Below are 17,463 nucleotides of genomic sequence, written 5' to 3'. Positions count from 1 at the left end.
AATTGAATTTTCTTTAAGGACTCCTGATCTATATAATTTAAAAATCTACTCAAATAGGTGCACAAATGGTTATCAAAATTGTAAAGACTATAGGGTTATTCAATTTAGTACTGCAATTCCTCATATGGGGAAGGAACCATTGTATCCATTTAATTCAAAACTAATTAGTATGAAATTTAGTAGGTTTCTTTTTGTTGTATTATTAATAAGTATTTCTAGTGGTAGTTATGCGCAAAATGCCAATTCGTTAGATGCTAAGACGATTATGGAGAAAGCAGTTGCCTTCGCAGACAATTATCCGATAGAGAAAGTATACTTGCATTTTGATAATAATAGTTACTATTTGGGTGAAACATTATGGTATAAAGCGTATGTTGTAACGGATGGAACGAGGAGGGCGACAATAAGTAAGGCGCTTCATGTAGAATTGTGGAATCAGTATGGGCAGAAAGCGGATGAGCAACTCCTTGAGATTGAAGAGGGAGTAGCTTGTGGACAGTTCAATTTGAAGACAAGGATGCTGCCTGGTTATTATGAAGTACGTGCTTATACAAGTTGGATGCGCAATTGGGGCGATTTGAATTATTTTTCCCGTGTCTTTCCGTTTTATGCTGCACCTGCTGTAGGAGAAGAATGTAAAAAAGAACTCATTAATTTTCGTTTGGACTTATCAATGAAAGAACGTCCGCAGGTGAAGTATAAAAATGTGGATATATCTTTTTTCCCGGAGGGTGGGAATCTTGTACAAGGTGTGTGGTCAAAGGTAGCGTTTCGTGTTAGGGCGGAGAAAGAACCATTTCCGGATATTAAGTTGAAAGTTTATTCTGCCAATGACAAACTGATTGATACTTGTTCTGTAATGCATGACGGAATGGGATGGTTTAGGTATTGTCCGTCAAAGAAAAACGGATATGTGAGATTCATGTATAAAGGGAAGAAGTATAAATTTGATTTGCCCAATTGTGCGGAAAAGGGCGTTTGCATGTCCTTAACTCCATCAGTCAATGATACTTTGGCGGTTAGCCTGCATCGTGATTCTGAAACTCGTGTTGATACATTTACAGTCGGCATCATAGCTGGCTGTCGTCCTTATCAGGCTTTAAATGTGATAACGAATGATAAAAAAGTGAATCTAGAATTTCCGTTGGCAGACATTCCGGGAGGAGTTGCTCAGTTGATTCTGATGACGTCCTATGGGAAAATATTGTGCGAGCGAATGTTTTTCGTTAATCGTCCTAGTCGATATGTGAATATATCAGTCGATAATGATTTTGATATATTGAAGCCCTGTGAAAAAGTTGACCTTAAGTTGAGAGTGACAGGGGGGGATGACCGTCCGGTATCTACTAACTTATCAGTCTCAGTAAGATCAATATTGAACAGTGATGTTCAGTGTGAATATGATAATGCTCGTACCAACTTACTACTGTCTTCGGAGGTGCGTGGCTACGTTCATCGTCCGGAATATTATTTTCTTCCGGATGGCAACGTGCGTACGCAGGAATTGGATTTGTTACTTGCTGTACAGGGATGGAAAAAGTATAATTGGGAAAATCTGTCATTTCCATCTATTCCGGCTTATCTACCAGAAACTTCATTACAGTTGTCCGGCAGATTAAAATCAATGTGGACAGGACATTATTTGTCAGATGCAGAAGTGAGTATTATGATTCGTGATTCTGTGGTAGCTATGGGAAGTATTCGCACTGACTCACTGGGTTACTTTGTTTTTCCACTTCCCGAATTACAGGGCAGAAAGGAGGCTATACTTCAATCGCGCGTGGGAAAAAAGAAAAATAGGAAAAGATGTTATTTTTTGTTGGATCGTCATTTTGCTCCTCCATTGAGGGCCTACGAACCCGAAGAGTTATTGCATTTGTGGGATTCGTTGCCAAATCTTGACCATTTATTCAGATTGGGTGATAGAACGTCGCAACTGAAAGATGGAGACGGTATTTGGTTGGATGAAGTTTTGATAAAAAGTAAAAAGAGGTTGCTTCCACCTGTAGAATATGATAGGTCGATTGCTGCTGTGTTTGATGTGGAGCGATTGGTAGAGGATGATTTGGATAAAGGTAAGCGGTACATATCATTGTATGATTTTCTACGTAATCGGTTATCATCGTTTAAAATTGATAAACAGGGGAGTTATTGGTATAATGGCAAAGGTATTCTTCCCATTGTAAACGGACGTGTTATATTGAATCCTGTCTTTACGCATCAGCTTTTCTCTGAAGTAGAGGGCATTCGTTCGGTGGCGTTTTGTATAGGCTCGGGTGCGGATAAGTATTTGTCTAATGCGCTGTCGGAACGAGAGGCCACAGATGTGGATGGGGTGAACTGGAATATGCAGATGAAAGAGATGGAGCAGGTTGTTAATGGAGTGGTGGATGAAAAAAGTGGGCGTATGAAATTTTTGGCTACAGAGGATGAGTCCGACTATGTTACGCTAGGTTATTTAGGAAATAATGGGGTAGTCATGATAGTAGACACAAAGCCAGGTATCGATTACCATCTGAAGCATAAGACAGCTCGCGGTCTTCGCCCTACTTATGTTTTAGGATATACACAACCTGAAGCTTTTTATTCACCTGATTATTCAAAAGATGATTTATCTATTTCTGTAGATCATCGTCGTACCTTATATTGGAATCCTAATGTGTGTACAAACGAACATGGAGAAGCTGAGATTGTTTTTTATAATAATCAGGAACATACCATCTTGAATGTTAATGTAGAGACCGTTACTATTGATGGAAGAATCGGGGCATTTAATCAATAGTTTGAGAAACAGGCAAATGTCAGTCGTTACTAATTAGGGTGTCCTGTTTTACGTTCCTGTTTTTTCTTCAAGGCTCATAAGGGTACGAGAAATGAATAATTAATTGGTACTTCCTGCTTTCACAGTTGAGCATGATTGGCCGGTTTACTATGGCTTTCTACTCCTGTCTGGCTAGGTGTCGAATGTTTCAAACGTTGGAACAAAGTGTTTCATGCTTTGAAACTGTTAGTTCCAAGTAATGAAACTTTTAGTTTCAAGGCTTTGAAACTCTAGTTTCAAGCGTTAGAAACTAAAGTTTCCAGATGGAGAAACAAGAGTTTCAAGTGTATGAATGAACCAACTCTCCAAGATTTTTCATAATCATCCGATGCGGATACGCTTGAAGTTCTTCTTCGGTAGTCATCCCGTTGAGCACCGCTGCAAAATCCACTCCTGCATTCCGGGCAGTTTCTGCATCTACGGTGCTGTCTCCGATATATAATGTTTCTTGTGGTGTACTTCCCAAATGTTCTAAAGCAAACTGTACTCCTTCCGGTGAAGGTTTCGCTGCTTTTACATCTTCTCCGCCTACTATAATATCAAGAAAATCTTTTGGCAGATATTCTTCGAGGAAGCTCAATATCCGAAAGCGATATTTGGTAGAGATGATTCCAATGCGGGCACCCCGTTGCTTCAACTCTTTCAGGGTGGATAACGTGTCGGGGAAGAGACGTGTGTTTACATTCATATGAACATCGGCTTCCTTTCTGTATTCCTGTCGGAAGGCTTCAAGCTGTGCTGGGTCATTGATTCCGGTGAGAATACTGAAAGATTCTTCCAGTGTTTTGCCGATAGTGCGTTTGATAGCTTCATCGGTGACGGTTAGATACTGGTGGCGGGTGAGCACAATTCTGAAACACTTAACGATACCGCGTGACGAATCGGCTAAGGTATAGTCGAAATCGAATAAATAGGTTTTGTAGTTCATTGGGAAACTTTTCTGCAAAAGTAATAAAATACTTTTCTTATTTCGCAGGTTCTACTCTTATTTCACAGGTTCCACCGTATATCCTTGTTTTTTAAGTAAGTTTAGCAATCCTTTTTCACCGGGAAGGTGCAGGGCGCCGACGGCAACGAAAGTAGGAGCAGCTTTCATGATAGCCGGTAGTTTTCCTGCCCATGCCTTGTTGCGGTTGTAAATCATGGCATCTTCCTCACCGGGAGTCGCGTCGCATTGATTACCCCTGCGCTCTTCGCTGATTCGGAGCATTTCGTTCAAGTCCTGTTTCATGTAGGCGTTGGTGAGCTTTTTCAGGTTTTCTACTTCGGTGTCGATGTTGTTGAGCGTACACATTAGCAGTTGCGCTTGCCGTTGCAAGGAATAACCGTTGAAGAGCAGGTCAAATTGGAACTCCGCGGTTTCCAGTCCGTCTACTTTTTTTCCGTTTTGGGTGGCTTGGGACTGGAAGAAGGTGTCGAGTTGTTCTTGCGGATTGAATTTGCCTATATGTTTTACATAAGCCACCACTACTACATTATTCAGCAGGAATGCAGGTTTCAGTTTGGGGGCTGCGTTTAAATCTATCATCAGGTTCTCTTTGCAGAATTTGTTGGCAGTTGCGAAGTCTTCGGGCGATAGGAGTGAAGCCAGCGTGGTGTCGTTGGCAATCATCATGGCCTGCTGCATCTTCTGCATGGTAGCCGGTGATTGCATTTCGGACATTTTCAGTTCGCCATATACCTGTTGGGTTTCTTTCATAGCTTTTTGAAGTCCGGCGATGCTGTCCATGATGCTGAACGGAGCCAGATGGTGCGTACCTATAATGTAAGATGATTGTTCCAGTCCGTTGCCGGATACTTTCCATAAAAGTTGTGCGTTTGCGCTGAATGCTACGCAGATAAATATTACTGCTCCGATAAATGACTTCATAATGCTATATTCTTTAGAGTTGCTGATTTGATTGTTAACGTATTCTGCCACCGCATATCCAATGCCTGCTATAATAATCTTCGCCCAGCCTGCTGACGATTACTCCCCGGCTCGTACTGGAATGGATGAATTTCCCATTTTTCAGGTAGATGCCTACATGGGCTACTTTCTTTTTCGAGCGGTTGCTGCTGAAGAACACCAAATCCCCTTCCTTGAGATTTCGCTTGGCTATCTTATTGCTTTTATTTTTGAGCTCTTCCGAGTTTCGCGGCACTTGGGTACGATATACTTTCCGGTATATCTGATAGACCATGCCCGAACAGTCGGTTCCCCTTTTCGAATCTCCGCCGCCACGGTAGGGAGTGCCTATCCAGTCGGCAGCTTCCAGATAGAGTTTATGATTGTCTTCAAGGTTGATGTCTACGCCCAATAAGATGGAAGCCCGCGCCAATGCCTGATAGTCCAGGCGGGGAGCGGATGTGCGACAGGAACTGAGGATGGCGGTCAGCCCTGCCAATATGAAAAATAGTTTGAAGTAAACTTTCATTATTTGTCTTCAATCGTAATTTGTAAATCGTCAAATCGTAAATCCCCTTATTCTTCCACATTGAAATAGGCTTCCAGCTCTGTCTCTGCCGAATTGTCCTCATTCATAATGTCCCGGATAATCACTCCGTGTTCCAAGAGGGCGATTCGCGGACATACATCTACGGTATGGTTCAGGTTATGGCTGGAAATGATGACCGTAGCCTGATGCTCTTCATTGTACTTTTTGAGCAGGTGCTTGATGATAGACTGCGAACTGGGGTCGAGGAAATTGAACGGCTCGTCCAATATCAATAATTGCGGATAATGAAGCATGGCGGAGATAATGCCAATCTTCTGTTTGTTTCCGGCAGAGTAGTTGCGGATTAGTTTTTTTTGTCCGATGACTTCTCCGTTCATGAAACGCTCGAAGGGAATGAGACGTTCGTCCACTTCCTCTTTCTTCAATCCGTACATCTTTCCGATAAAGTAGAAATATTCTTCGGGAGTGAGGTAATCAATCAAAAAGCCGTCGTCGATAAAAGCACCGGTGAAGGCTTTCCAATCTTCGTTTTGGCTCACATCAATGTCGTTAATAACCACTTTCCCATCGTCCGCTTTCAGCAAGTCCAGCATTAATCGAAAGAGGGTCGTCTTTCCCGCACCGTTGTTTCCCACCAATCCGAGCATATCGCCTTGATTGATTTCATAGTGTTCTATGTTTACGGCAACCTTCTCACCGAAATTCTTTTTAAGTTTGTCAATGGTAATCATGATTTTCAATGTTTATATGGTTAATGCTCCATGAAGGTCTATTGGCGGCTGTCTCTGAAACCTTCCATGTTCTCATATCTCCGTTTCATGAAGCGATGATATACATTCTTTATCCATAAAGGAGAGGTCAGGGTAAATCCCAGTCCAATCGCCAACAGGATAATGTAGGTGATTGTTTCGCCTAAGAATGCGTTTAGTGTACTATATAAGATGAGCGGCACTCCGAATGCTCCGAAGTTTACCAGCATTTGTATCGCGCTGTTGGTCTGGCGGCTTGTTACTTTTTCATTCAGGGAGACGGTCTGCTTGTTGTAGACTGCCAGTTGGAAGAAGCAGAAATAGATAAAGCCGATGGTATAGAAAAACCAGGCGAAAGCACCCAGCAGGGTGAGCTTGTTCATGATGATGGCGGGAATCATTAATATGAAAGGTATGATTTCGCCGATGCTGTATGTATAATATTTCGCTTTCAGCAGGCTCATGATTGACTCTTTGCGAGACATCAGTCCGTCGATATAATTGCCTTCGAACGACATTAACTGCGAAAGGATAATCATTCCGAATACGGCAAAGTTATAAACACAGATAAAAGAAGTCATAAAGTTTCCGTCGTAGACACTTGAGAAACTGAGAGCGATGGAGAAAGCCAGGACTACGATACCTACACTGCGCAGCGCACCTTTGCAACGGCGGTTGCGTAAAAGCATTTTCAGTTCCAGTCTCATGTATTCGCCGACTTCTCCGTAGCGTTCGAAGAATTTGTATTCGGAGACATTTTTAATTTGGGTATCGTCTGTTTTTGCCAGTTCTGCATAGATAAGCCCCGACATAATCTTGCGGTTTATTAGCCATAAAAGGAAGATAACCAGTATAGTGCCGAGAAAATAGAGAATGTTCCCCTGAATATACCCGTCTCCCAAATCCATGAAGAAATAGAAGAGAGGGCTATCCTTGGGAATAAAAAGAAGGCAGCCTATTCCACCGTAGAAAGCGATGGGTAATAGAATCCACCAAATACGTTCGTTGATAAGTGTGCGGCACAACAGATACCAGTAATTGTTGGCAAGAATCAGAAGCAGGATACCTATAAGATAGGTGATGACACCGAGGACACCAAAATATTTGGTAATAGTGATGAAGGAAAAAGGGACAAACAGGAACAACCAGAAGAGGTTGAACAGGCTGAGTCCGGAGCGGATAAGCAGGAAGTCGATGACACGGTTTCGTTTAACCGGCAGCAAGAGGTAAGGTTTTACCTCTTGTGTCGGTGTTTTTTGTAACGGAACACGCAACAGGAAGTCGAGTGCCAGGATAAATATCAAGACAACTGCGTTCATTACATGATATGGCTCCCGATTGGGAACCATATCTGAAAATCCGAACGCGAACGTCGTACCGAAGAATATCAGGTAACCGGCCCAAAATGCGCCCATGACATAACCGAGTATTTTAGCAACTTTGTTCTTTTCATACATCGGATGCCGTTTGGCGGCGAGCCTTCCATGTTTGCGTAGTTCGTTGAGTATCATCATTCTGTTGATATATACTAAGGGAATATTATTTGTTTTCTTCCGGCATAGTCATTACAACTTGAATTTCGTTGTTCTGTTTCAGCAGTTTGGCAAGGAAGTCCTGGACTTCTTTGGCTGTGATGCTGTTGACCAACTTTTCATAGTCTTTTGTTTTGTCGACGCCGGTGTAGAAATATTCGTCCAGATTATTGAGCCAGTAGCCGTTTTCTTTCTGGGCGTCTTTGTACTTCTTCAACATATATTCTTTAATCTTCTGCATATGCTCGGCAGTCGGGCCTTCTTTCGCCATCTTGTTCAACTGTTCTACGACGATGGCAGACAATTTATCTTTCTTGGCAGGGTCGGTCTGGAATACAATCTGCAGGACAAGTTCTTCTTTCGGATATTTGCTGAGGCTCCCATTGCAGTTTACACCATATGTGCCGCCTTCTTTTTCACGGATTTCTTCTGTATAAACCATGTCCAAAGCCTGGTCGAGGAAGCTGAGCAAAAGATTGTTGTGTAAGTCGTACTTGCAAGCACCGCTGTAAAGGAACATGATGGTAGCCATCGGAGTTTCCTGTTTCTTGGCGAATTCATTCTTGTATTCACCCTTGCGGATATCCATCTTGTTGTCCTTGAAAGTCTCTTTGCGGTTGATAGACGGCAGAGCACCCAAGTATTTGGCAATCATCGGCTTCATCTGTTCCAGATTTACGTTTCCTACCAGATAGAAGGTAAAGTCGCTTGCATCTTTGAAACGGTCTTTGTACATTTCGATGATACGGTCGTAGTTGATTTGGTCTACCATGCTTTCTCTCATCTTGATAGCACGCGGGTGGTTGCCGTACAAAGCACGTGTCACTGTATCGCTGAACGCAGTCATCGGGTTGGCATCCGCATTTTGAAGTTGCGCTTTCAAGCGGTTCTTATAAGATTCGAATGCTTCATTGTCCTTACGCGGAGAAGTGAATGTAAGGTAAGTAAGTTGCATCATTGTCTCGAAATCTTTCGGAGAACAGCTTCCGGAAATGGTTTCGGTCGTATTGCCGATGCCTGAACCTACTGACGCACGTTTGCCGGCAAGAGCCTTGCCCAAGTCTACTTTGCTGAAATTACCGATTCCGCCTACCAGGGCTACACCGTTCAACTGGGAGATATTGATGATTTCTTCGTTCGGAAATACGCTTGTACCACCGAAACTTACACCTTTCATTATAATCTGGTCGGCTTTGAAATCTGTCGGCTTCACATATACCTTCACACCATTGGAAAGTACCAGTTTCGTACTGCCATAGACATCTCCTGCTTTTTCGGATACAATCTTTCCGCCTTTGATGTCTTCGGAGATAAGCGGTTCGTTAGAAACTTTGTCTTCATACGGTTTCAGGTCGAATGACTTCATCTCTTTCAGCAGGGCAGCGATTTCTTCCTTGCTGGGATATTTCACACCTTCTTTTTCGGGACCGGCAAGCAGCACCACTTGGTTGTTGTCGGTGATTAGCCGTTGCATAAACTTGTTGATTGCATCTACCGGAATGTTCGGTGCCATCTGATTGACAAGCATATATTCGAATTCGATGCCCGGAATCGGTTCTTTGTCGAGGAAGTTGTTTACGTATTCATCAACGTATGCGCCGCTCTTTGTCTTTTCGCGTTCATTGTAAGCAGATTCTACGGCTTGCATATAGTTGGCGCGTGCACGTTCGTATTCTGTGGCAGTGAAACCGAAGCGGCGTGCGCGTTCAGCTTCTTCCAGTACAGTTTTCATCGCCAGTTCGATACCGTCTATTTTGCTGCTTGCGCTTAGGCTGAATGCGTCTTTCGTTTTGGCAAGGAAGAACTCACCATATCCTGCACCTGCGCTGGTGAAAGGTGGGTTGGCTGTCTGTCGAAGTTCGTTCAGACGGTTGTTCAGCATATTCGTAGCCATGTTCAGCATATATTGGGTAGCATAATAGGCGATGGTATTCTTCATGGAATCCGGTGTAGCGTCTTGCTTGAAGAAGATGTTTACAGAAGGATTTTTCACTTCTTTGTCCGTACCGATGTAGATAAGCGGTTCCTGATTGTCCGCTACCGGATAGTAGATGCGTTCGGCAGGATTTACCGGAGCTTTTACATCGGCAAAAACCTTTTTCAGTTTCGCTTCTATCTCGTCTACGTTGATGTCACCGACAATGATAATTCCTTGCAAGTCTGTACGATACCATTTTGCGTAGTAGTCGCGGATATCCTGGTAAGGGAAGTTGTTGATTACGTCTATGCTTCCGATAGGCATACAGTCTGCGTATTTGGAGTTGGGGTACAGGGTGGACTGCGCATCTGTCATGATGCGGAGCATGCCGCTGTTACGGCTTCTCCATTCTTCACGGATGACGCCACGTTCTTTGTCGATTTCTTTGTCGGCAAGGGTGATGGCATTTGACCAGTCGTGAAGGATAAGCAGGCAGGAGTCTATGACATTGACGTTCTCTGTCGGCACGTTGCTGATATTATAGACAGTTTGTTCGACACCGGTATACGCATTCAGGTTCGTACCGAACTTGATACCTTTGGTTTCGCACCAGGGCACGATGCCCAGTCCGGTTTCGTCACCCGGGAAATGTTTGGTTCCGTTGAAAGCCATGTGCTCCAGGAAGTGAGCCAGACCGCGTTGCTGCGGTTCTTCGAGGATAGAACCTACTTTCTGGGCAATGTAGAATTCTACACGCTTCTCGGGGAGTGCGTTGTGTCGAATGTAATAAGTAAGTCCGTTGTCCAACTTGCCGATACGGACATTCTTGTCCACAGGCAGTTGTTGCATGGGTTGTGCAAGTACGGGCTGAAAATTGCAGCATATGATAAGAACTGCAATGAATAATCCACGTAATAAATGTTTCATGTTCTATTTAATTTAAATAAATGTTTCTGAGTAATTTGTCGTTGTATTTAGTCACAAATCACAAATAGAGAGGGAAAAACGTCATTTTATAGCTTCGCGTATGCGGACTAACTTAGTTAACAGCCCTTCCAATAGGTCTAATTTGAGCATATTGGCACCGTCACTTTTGGCTACGGCAGGATTTTCGTGCGTTTCGATAAAGATGCCGTCAACGCCTGTGGCAACGCCTGCTTTGGCTATGGTTTCTATCAGTTGCGGCATTCCACCGGTCACTCCGCTGGTTTGGTTGGGCTGTTGCAATGAATGGGTGACATCCAGGATAACAGGATAACCGAATGTCTGCATTTCGGGGATACCGCGATAGTCAACGACCAAATCCTGATAACCGAAAGTTGTTCCGCGTTCGGTCAGCATCACATTCTTGTTTCCGGCTTCCACTACTTTATCGGCAGCAAATTGCATAGCCAAAGGGGAGAGGAACTGTCCTTTCTTGATGTTAATCGTCTTTCCGGTCTTGGCGGCTGCTACCAACAGGTCTGTCTGGCGACAAAGGAAAGCGGGAATCTGAAGAATATCCACATATTCGGCTGCCATTTCTGCTTCTTCGGCACTATGGATATCTGTTACGGTAGGAACTCCGAACGTATCGCGTACCTTTTGCAGCACTTTCAGAGCTTTCTCATCACCGATACCTGTAAACGAATCCAGGCGTGAGCGGTTTGCCTTGCGGTATGACCCTTTGAATACATAAGGAATCTGCAATGCTTCGGTGATTTTAACTACTTGTTCGGCAATACGCATTGCCATCTCTTCGCCTTCTATCACACAAGGACCGGCAAGTAGGAAGAAATTGCCGGCAGGATTGTTTTTAAGTTCTATCATTTTTATGCTATTATTAGTTTATTTCTTAGGCACGGATTACGCGGACTGATTACACAGTTTGTGCAGATTATGATTTACTGGAAACCGTGTAATCTGTGCCTGATTTTATTAGTTCGGAATAATAAGTGTTGTCTTTTCAGGAAGTATGCCCACTTCCAACGGAAAATGCTTAGGCAATAAACGTCCGTCCAAATCCACAGACGCGTTTTGTGCCCGGAGTACTTTCACTTTCTTTGTCCGGTAGCTTTTCACTACTTTGTGATTCAGGATTCTTCCCTGGATAAGCATCCATAAGCCGGAAATGATTTGCAGGAATTCGGGGCGGTAGATAACGGATACGTCCAGCCATCCGTTGTAAGGAACGGCACTCGGAGTCTGTCCCCATCCCCATGCGCTGCCTACGCATACCGTCATGATACGTCCGCGGATGTGCTCGTCATTGATTCGTAAATGCATTCTGTATAGTTTCCGCTCGAATATCAACGAGAACAGGGCGGCAACATACGAAAGGAATTTCACTCCCCAGAAACGTTTGGTCTGGTCGGTGATTTTTACGATTCGTGCACCCAGTCCGATATTGACGGCATTGAGGAAGTAGCGGCGATGATGTTCTTTGCCGTCATAGAAGTTGCAGTATCCTACGTCTATCTTTTTCAGGCGGTGGTTGATGATACAGTCTACGGCAGGTTTATACTCGGTGCTGAGGCCCCAGTATCTGGCAAAGTCGTTTCCGATACCGTTCGGTATAAAACCGAGGGCTATATTCTCTTTGTCTTCGGCATCGGATAGCATAATGCCGTTGATGGCATCATTCAAAGCGCCATCACCACCCACAACGACAATTGTGCGATAACCGTTGTTTGCTAAAATCTTAGCGAGACGTTCTACTGAACCGAAACCTTCGGATTGCACATAGTCATAGTCAACACCTTTGCTGTCCATGTATTCCTTGATTTCTTTCCAGCGCTTTTTTACCTTTCGGGTGCCGGCTTTCGGGTTATAAATCACTCCCCATTTCTTCGGTTCTACACTCATATCCGTATTTCTATCCTACTGTATTTAAAATCTCACTATAAATAACTGCCAAATATACTAAATCCCTTCCAGTTTTTCTTTGACAAACGCTATCTTTTCTTCCATCGGCAGTTCCGCGCTCATCCAATGGATGGTAAATCCTCTTCTTTCCATGCCCCGGAACCAGGTCATCTGCCGTTTGGCAAACTGGTGAATTGCTATTTCCAGACCATTGAACATTTCTTCATAAGTCAATTCGCCTATGACGTACAAGGTCAGGTACTTGTATTCCAGTCCGTAGTATATCAAATCATCCGGTGCGATACCTTGTTCAATCAAATGTCGCACTTCGTCTACCATGCCTTCGTCCAACCGTTGTTTCAGTCTCCGGCTAATCTTTTCGCGACGCAGTTCCCGGTCGATAGCCACACCAATGATAAGGCTGTTCAACTTCGGAAACTCCCGTTCGGGAACGGGATTGGCAGCATAATACTCTTCAATCTCTATGGCTCGGATAGCACGTTTCACCGTATCCACATCAGTAGAGTTGTGCAACGCTTTATACCGGCTTAATATTTCTGTCAGTTCTTCCAGAGAATGATTCGCCAGGCGGGCACGCAATTCCGGATTTTCCGGCACGGGCATGAGCTTGTATCCTTTCAGTACGGATTCAAGATACATGCCTGTCCCTCCACATAAAACGGGGAGACAACCTTTTTGTTTGATTGATTCGTAAGAAATCAGGAAATCGCGCTGATATTCAAATACATTGTATTTATATCCGGGGTCGGCAATATCAATCAGGTGATAGGGGATAGCACGTCCGTTTACCGTATAGTCGGCGAGGTCTTTTCCTGTGCCAAGGTCCATTCCCCTGTATATCTGACGGGAATCGGCACTGATAATTTCCGTGTTGAGTTCATTGGCCAAAGCAGCGGCAAAAGGTGTTTTACCCGAGGCTGTAGGTCCGAGTATGGCGATTAAATCATAGTCCGGCATAGCTTCATTCTTTTATATCCGCAAAAATACGAAATAAATTTTACTTGTTTGGGATTCAGTCGCTTTTTATTTCTTTTGCTGAAGATAGGAATCAAGTAAGCGGGATGTTGTTTTCGTCTTATAAAAGTATCGGGTTATTGGTTTATAGTTTGTATGACTCGGCATGCTTTCCCCTTTTTATCCACACCCTCTATTATTATATCTTCCGGTGCAGTGCTGTCCGGAGTATAATATTCAATGGTTGCTTTTCCTTCTGCGTCCAATTGTAGTAACGGGTTCCAGTAGATAGTACTCCGTAAGTCTGAACGTTGTGCATTCTTCTTTTCGGGGGTATCGTAAGCAGGTACATAGAACTCAACCGAATCGCTGTATCCCAGTGGGGTGCACGTGATAATACCCTGTGCAGGTTTGGCGGGAAGGTTTTTTCCATCTTTTAATGTAATGACAATGGCACCTGCCGAACCACGGGAACCTAATATGGCGGCATCGGCTCCACGAAGAAGACTTAGGCTAGACATATCGCTGGTTTGTATCATAGTCAGTATGTCGTTGTCGTCTTCATAGACAACGTCGTCAATGACAATGACCGGTTGTTCGGGGTTGTTGCGGATATGTATTTCGTTGCCGTTGGTTACACTGACTCCCGGAAGTCTGCTTACCGCATCGAAGGCGGTTTGGGCTCCACCACTTTCGAGTTTGTCTCCCTCGATGGTGTAAGTATTGATTCCGCCCGTGTAGATACTTTCTGAACGGGGCTTGGAACGATTTCCTGTGATTAGTACTTCTTTCAGGTTATATACTCTCATGCCGCCTTCCATATAATACTGGTCGCGTGTGTTGAGCAGATAGTCTTCCATGAAGATTGCCGCTCCGTCGCGGAATGGAGATTTGCGCGAAGCAAGTGGGTATTTGGGAGTGTCGATTTCTATGTCTACTCCGGCAAATCCTCTTTTGGTACGTGCTTGGACGAGGAAAGTCGTACTATCTCTGAAAGATGTATTCACGATAAATTCTCCTTTCTCATCTGTCGTGGTAGTAGCGACGATATTCTGTTTGGGGGCTAAGATACAAATGGGACCTTTCTTTACATTATTTCCGAAAAATCCTTTGATTCGTCCGCTGATGGTTTGCCCTTTTTCCATATAATTAGTGAGATTCAGCGAGGGAGCAGTCAGTACGTTTTTGATATGATGTCTGCGCCATCCGTGAGTCATCATTAAGAAGTCAAGTGTTCGTAGTGTCCTGGGGTCTTGATGAAGAAAATAATATCCGGGGTCTTCTATATATCCTTTCAAATCAGAAGTCAGTAGCAGATTTGATAGGATATTATCTGCGAGAGAATCCGGTCGGATGCTTCTCCGGTCAGTGATGCTGATAGAGAATTTGCCTTCTATGGGGTTACCGTTATTATCTTTTGCTGAAATTTGCAGGGATACTTTTTCTCTTTTCCCGTATGTAGGTTTATCGGACTGGATTTGCCATTGGTGGGGATTCCGGTCGGGCACAAAGACTAACCGTTCACTGAGTGCGTTTCCTTGTTGGTCGATGAGCATAAAATGGGTAATGCCTGCGGTGAAGAGGCTATCATTCATTCTTCCGAAAGTCCTGCCGGTATTGATTGGTTGAAGAATAGCCAGTTTCCCACGGGTATGTGCTATTAAAAATAACTTTTGCGGCCATTCGGTAGTCTCCGTTTTCTGAATTTCATAGCGTATTTCCTTTTTATAATGTGATATGGACAGTCCGATTCCTTTTTGCTCTACTGCGGGCAGGTCGAATCGTTTGCTAATGCCGTCGTTGGTTTGGGCTATCACATAGTAGGAGTTTCCGCTGGTTGGATTTAATGTGAACACTCCCATGCCATCATGTTCTGAACGGAAAGCGGTCAATGTATCTCCTTTGGCGTCAAACAGGAATCCTTCTATTTCTTTCGAGAAGCCATCGGTTCCCTGAGCTTTGAAAGCTATGTTCTGATGAGCGACTGCTAATAAGGCACCACCTTCCGGAAAGAATTGGACGTTGAAGTCTTTGTTGAATGAAGGCAGATAAAAGGTCTTCTTATATATATACTGCGGGTCATCAAACTCGACTTCGATATGTCGCGTTGCTGTGGGCTTTAAATCCGGTAAGGAGATGGAAATCAATCCGCTCTCATCTGTCTTTCTTTTGCCTTTGTCTTTTATTTTGCCATTCTCAATGTAACGGTAGTGAACGGTGGTGTTTTTAAAAGCTTCCTGGGTATTACTTGCGAATTTGACTTTAGCGGTATAATGCGTTTCGTCTTCTTTCTGATATTCAATATTCGAAACGATGGTGTTGTCAATAGAATTACCAATCTTCAAGTTATGTGAATAAAAGAATTCCGGTTCTTGGTTGAGCATCCAATTGCTGTATGCCCGCAGGTAATAATCGCCGGCGGGAAGGGTAGGCGGGAGGGCAAAGGCATTATGAAAGCCTAAGGAATCCCTGCGAATCTTTTTCCGTTCTATGATGGAATCGGAACGATTGATGAGTTCTGTAATGATGAAATTACTCTGTGTGTTATCTTGGTGTGTGACTGCGTTTACTAAATATCCTTTGAACCATATTTTCTCTCCAGCTCCATAGAATGGTTTGTCAAGATGCAGGTACAACTTCTCCTGAGGTACATTTTTCAGGAGATTGAAATACGCAATAATCGTATCCTGCATATTTTGTGCGGATGCAGATAACGAAAACAGGCTTGAAAATATTCCGGCAAAGAAAATCTTCAAACCTTTATCTGTAAGGAACGTAGTCTTGCTTTTCATATCATATATGTCTTTGTGAAAACTGTGTAAAAGTACCACTTATTTCGAGAACGCAAAAAGGATTTATCGAAACAATACTGAATGTGTATGATATTACAAACTTTTGCAATATTATTACATCTATGCCTTGTGCATCCAGATGGAAAGTATCTTTCTTTTGACTGCAAGTATGTTGATTGCCGATACTATGATGAATAGGAGGATGCCCATGCTGATGGCTGCCCATAAGGTACCTGTTTCCAGTTGCGGAAAAAGTAGCCTGATACTGTCAAGGTAGTAGCTACGTAGCCAGCAGACCAGTCCGATGGATAGAACGAGTACGATAGTGTTCAGTCCTACAGTGAGTAACTGATAGGGTAATGCTACTCTGGCGGGACTGTATCCAATCAGCAGCAGGCTTTCCAGCTTGGCCGTATTCTTTTGCAGCAGCAGGAAAATGCTTAGCATCAGGATATAGAATGAAAGGATGCTGATAAATAAACCGACTCCCAATACGATGCCTACGATAAGGCGGAGAAAATATGTTGTTTTTCCGGCATCCAGTTTCCCGTCTTCCGTTTCGTATCCTTTCTGTTGAAAATAGCTGGCAATGGAAGAATCTGCCGGATTGTTGACTTTGATAATCAGTCGGGCGGGTTGTGCTTCTGTGCTCGGAGCGAAATTTTCGTTGGCCCATTTCATAAAGGATTGGGGTACAAGAATAGTATTCAGTCGGTTGGAGAAGCCGACAATGTTTCCTTTGTACTGTTCTACCCGTCCGTTGCCGCGCATCATAATATCCATTTGTATAAGTCCCATCAGTCCTTCCGATAATTTGGGCAGACTCCGGCTTTGCGCAAAACCAAAGTTATAAAGATTCAGATAGTTGCGGGGGATGATAATAGGGATTGTGTGGGTTTCTTCGTCAAAGTGCCATTTGTCCAGTTTGATGTCAACGAATTCATCGGGAACCGCTTCGAAAAACATATCTGTGGAAAGATGGATACCTGCTTCTCTCATTCCCAGTCCTGCCGATACTTTGAATTGGGAAGGGGTGAAAGCTCCTATGCTCTTGGTGAACGGCTGCTTTTTCAGGTCGGCGATGTCTTCGGCGGTGAACGTGTTGTTCTTTCCGGCAAAAGAACCGAGTGTGCTGATTTTCTTTGTAGCGATGATGAAGTCTTGCTTCATAAAGCTGTCACCTTCGGTGAACACCGGGATGACGTCTTTATAAAACTGTACACTGAGCAATACAATCATCATACCGAATAAGTTGGCTAAAAAGAAACCGGCTAATTGACCGATACTGATATGTTGACGGAGAAGTTTCCAGACAAGAGCAGACATTTTATTTAGGATTTTGCGAATTACAATTTATGATTTGAAATAATGTGATAACGTCATATTATGGATAG

At 43.6% G+C, this 17,463-nt stretch carries 12 protein-coding genes; 1 reads left to right on the top strand and 11 read right to left on the bottom strand.

Going from position 1 to position 17,463, the window contains the following annotated elements; all coding sequences use genetic code 11:
- The first annotated feature begins 265 nt into the window (after positions 1–265).
- Positions 266–2,782: a hypothetical protein gene (locus CLIN57ABFB40_RS11635; RefSeq protein ID WP_175630199.1), complete on the top strand. Its 2,517-nt coding sequence runs from the start codon at positions 266–268 to the stop codon at positions 2,780–2,782.
- Positions 2,783–3,101: 319 nt separating this feature from the next.
- Here CLIN57ABFB40_RS11635 and CLIN57ABFB40_RS11630 read toward each other — a convergent pair whose 3' ends face one another.
- The 11 genes from CLIN57ABFB40_RS11630 to CLIN57ABFB40_RS11580 all read right to left on the bottom strand — a co-directional run bounded on the left by CLIN57ABFB40_RS11630 (position 3,102) and on the right by CLIN57ABFB40_RS11580 (position 17,395).
- The gene (locus CLIN57ABFB40_RS11630; protein WP_175630198.1) at positions 3,102–3,749 is read right to left on the bottom strand and encodes an HAD-IA family hydrolase; all 648 of its coding nucleotides are present in this window, start codon (positions 3,747–3,749) and stop codon (positions 3,102–3,104) included.
- Between the two features lie 57 nt (positions 3,750–3,806).
- A complete protein-coding gene (locus CLIN57ABFB40_RS11625; protein ID WP_175630197.1) occupies positions 3,807–4,691 on the bottom strand; it encodes a TraB/GumN family protein in 885 nt (294 codons plus the stop codon).
- Between the two features lie 34 nt (positions 4,692–4,725).
- Positions 4,726–5,238, bottom strand: coding sequence for a C40 family peptidase (locus tag CLIN57ABFB40_RS11620; RefSeq protein ID WP_175630196.1), 513 nt, complete (start codon positions 5,236–5,238; stop codon positions 4,726–4,728).
- A 47-nt stretch (positions 5,239–5,285) separates the two neighbouring features.
- Positions 5,286–5,990 (bottom strand): ABC transporter ATP-binding protein, encoded by a 705-nt coding sequence (locus CLIN57ABFB40_RS11615; protein WP_175630195.1) that lies wholly within the window; start codon positions 5,988–5,990, stop codon positions 5,286–5,288.
- A gap of 38 nt (positions 5,991–6,028) precedes the next feature.
- Positions 6,029–7,522, bottom strand: coding sequence for a DUF5687 family protein (locus tag CLIN57ABFB40_RS11610; protein ID WP_175630194.1), 1,494 nt, complete (start codon positions 7,520–7,522; stop codon positions 6,029–6,031).
- Positions 7,523–7,547: 25 nt separating this feature from the next.
- Positions 7,548–10,385 carry a M16 family metallopeptidase gene (locus CLIN57ABFB40_RS11605; protein ID WP_175630193.1) on the bottom strand — a complete coding sequence of 946 codons (2,838 nt, stop codon included), beginning with the start codon at positions 10,383–10,385 and terminating at the stop codon, positions 7,548–7,550.
- A gap of 81 nt (positions 10,386–10,466) precedes the next feature.
- Positions 10,467–11,267 (bottom strand): 3-deoxy-8-phosphooctulonate synthase, encoded by an 801-nt coding sequence (gene kdsA, locus CLIN57ABFB40_RS11600; protein WP_175630192.1) that lies wholly within the window; start codon positions 11,265–11,267, stop codon positions 10,467–10,469.
- 108 nt (positions 11,268–11,375) lie between these two features.
- A complete protein-coding gene (locus CLIN57ABFB40_RS11595; RefSeq protein WP_065537892.1) occupies positions 11,376–12,302 on the bottom strand; it encodes a diacylglycerol/lipid kinase family protein in 927 nt (308 codons plus the stop codon).
- A 57-nt stretch (positions 12,303–12,359) separates the two neighbouring features.
- Positions 12,360–13,280, bottom strand: coding sequence for a tRNA (adenosine(37)-N6)-dimethylallyltransferase MiaA (gene miaA, locus CLIN57ABFB40_RS11590; protein ID WP_175630191.1), 921 nt, complete (start codon positions 13,278–13,280; stop codon positions 12,360–12,362).
- 134 nt (positions 13,281–13,414) lie between these two features.
- A complete protein-coding gene (locus tag CLIN57ABFB40_RS11585) occupies positions 13,415–16,069 on the bottom strand; it encodes a TonB-dependent receptor plug domain-containing protein (RefSeq protein ID WP_175630190.1) in 2,655 nt (884 codons plus the stop codon).
- 120 nt (positions 16,070–16,189) lie between these two features.
- Positions 16,190–17,395 carry an ABC transporter permease gene (locus tag CLIN57ABFB40_RS11580; protein WP_175630189.1) on the bottom strand — a complete coding sequence of 402 codons (1,206 nt, stop codon included), beginning with the start codon at positions 17,393–17,395 and terminating at the stop codon, positions 16,190–16,192.
- Positions 17,396–17,463 lie beyond the last annotated feature (68 nt).

The sequence above is a fragment of the Bacteroides acidifaciens genome (assembly GCF_903181435.1).
In the GTDB taxonomy this organism is placed as follows: domain Bacteria; phylum Bacteroidota; class Bacteroidia; order Bacteroidales; family Bacteroidaceae; genus Bacteroides.
Note: the sequence above shows the minus strand (reverse complement) of the source record. Positions and strands in the feature narration are given on the sequence as shown.

Excerpts from the sequence above, each read along its gene's own strand:
- CLIN57ABFB40_RS11585 (WP_175630190.1), bottom strand. The coding sequence starts at position 16,069 with ATGAAAAGCAAGACTACGTTCCTTACAGATAAAGGTTTGAAGATTTTC.
- CLIN57ABFB40_RS11610 (WP_175630194.1), bottom strand. The coding sequence starts at position 7,522 with ATGATGATACTCAACGAACTACGCAAACATGGAAGGCTCGCCGCCAAA.
- CLIN57ABFB40_RS11595 (WP_065537892.1), bottom strand. The coding sequence starts at position 12,302 with ATGAGTGTAGAACCGAAGAAATGGGGAGTGATTTATAACCCGAAAGCC.
- CLIN57ABFB40_RS11580 (WP_175630189.1), bottom strand. The coding sequence starts at position 17,395 with ATGTCTGCTCTTGTCTGGAAACTTCTCCGTCAACATATCAGTATCGGT.
- miaA (WP_175630191.1), bottom strand. The coding sequence starts at position 13,280 with ATGCCGGACTATGATTTAATCGCCATACTCGGACCTACAGCCTCGGGT.
- CLIN57ABFB40_RS11625 (WP_175630197.1), bottom strand. The coding sequence starts at position 4,691 with ATGAAGTCATTTATCGGAGCAGTAATATTTATCTGCGTAGCATTCAGC.
- CLIN57ABFB40_RS11635 (WP_175630199.1), top strand. The coding sequence starts at position 266 with ATGGAGAAAGCAGTTGCCTTCGCAGACAATTATCCGATAGAGAAAGTA.
- CLIN57ABFB40_RS11605 (WP_175630193.1), bottom strand. The coding sequence starts at position 10,385 with ATGAAACATTTATTACGTGGATTATTCATTGCAGTTCTTATCATATGC.
- kdsA (WP_175630192.1), bottom strand. The coding sequence starts at position 11,267 with ATGATAGAACTTAAAAACAATCCTGCCGGCAATTTCTTCCTACTTGCC.
- CLIN57ABFB40_RS11620 (WP_175630196.1), bottom strand. The coding sequence starts at position 5,238 with ATGAAAGTTTACTTCAAACTATTTTTCATATTGGCAGGGCTGACCGCC.
- CLIN57ABFB40_RS11630 (WP_175630198.1), bottom strand. The coding sequence starts at position 3,749 with ATGAACTACAAAACCTATTTATTCGATTTCGACTATACCTTAGCCGAT.
- CLIN57ABFB40_RS11615 (WP_175630195.1), bottom strand. The coding sequence starts at position 5,990 with ATGATTACCATTGACAAACTTAAAAAGAATTTCGGTGAGAAGGTTGCC.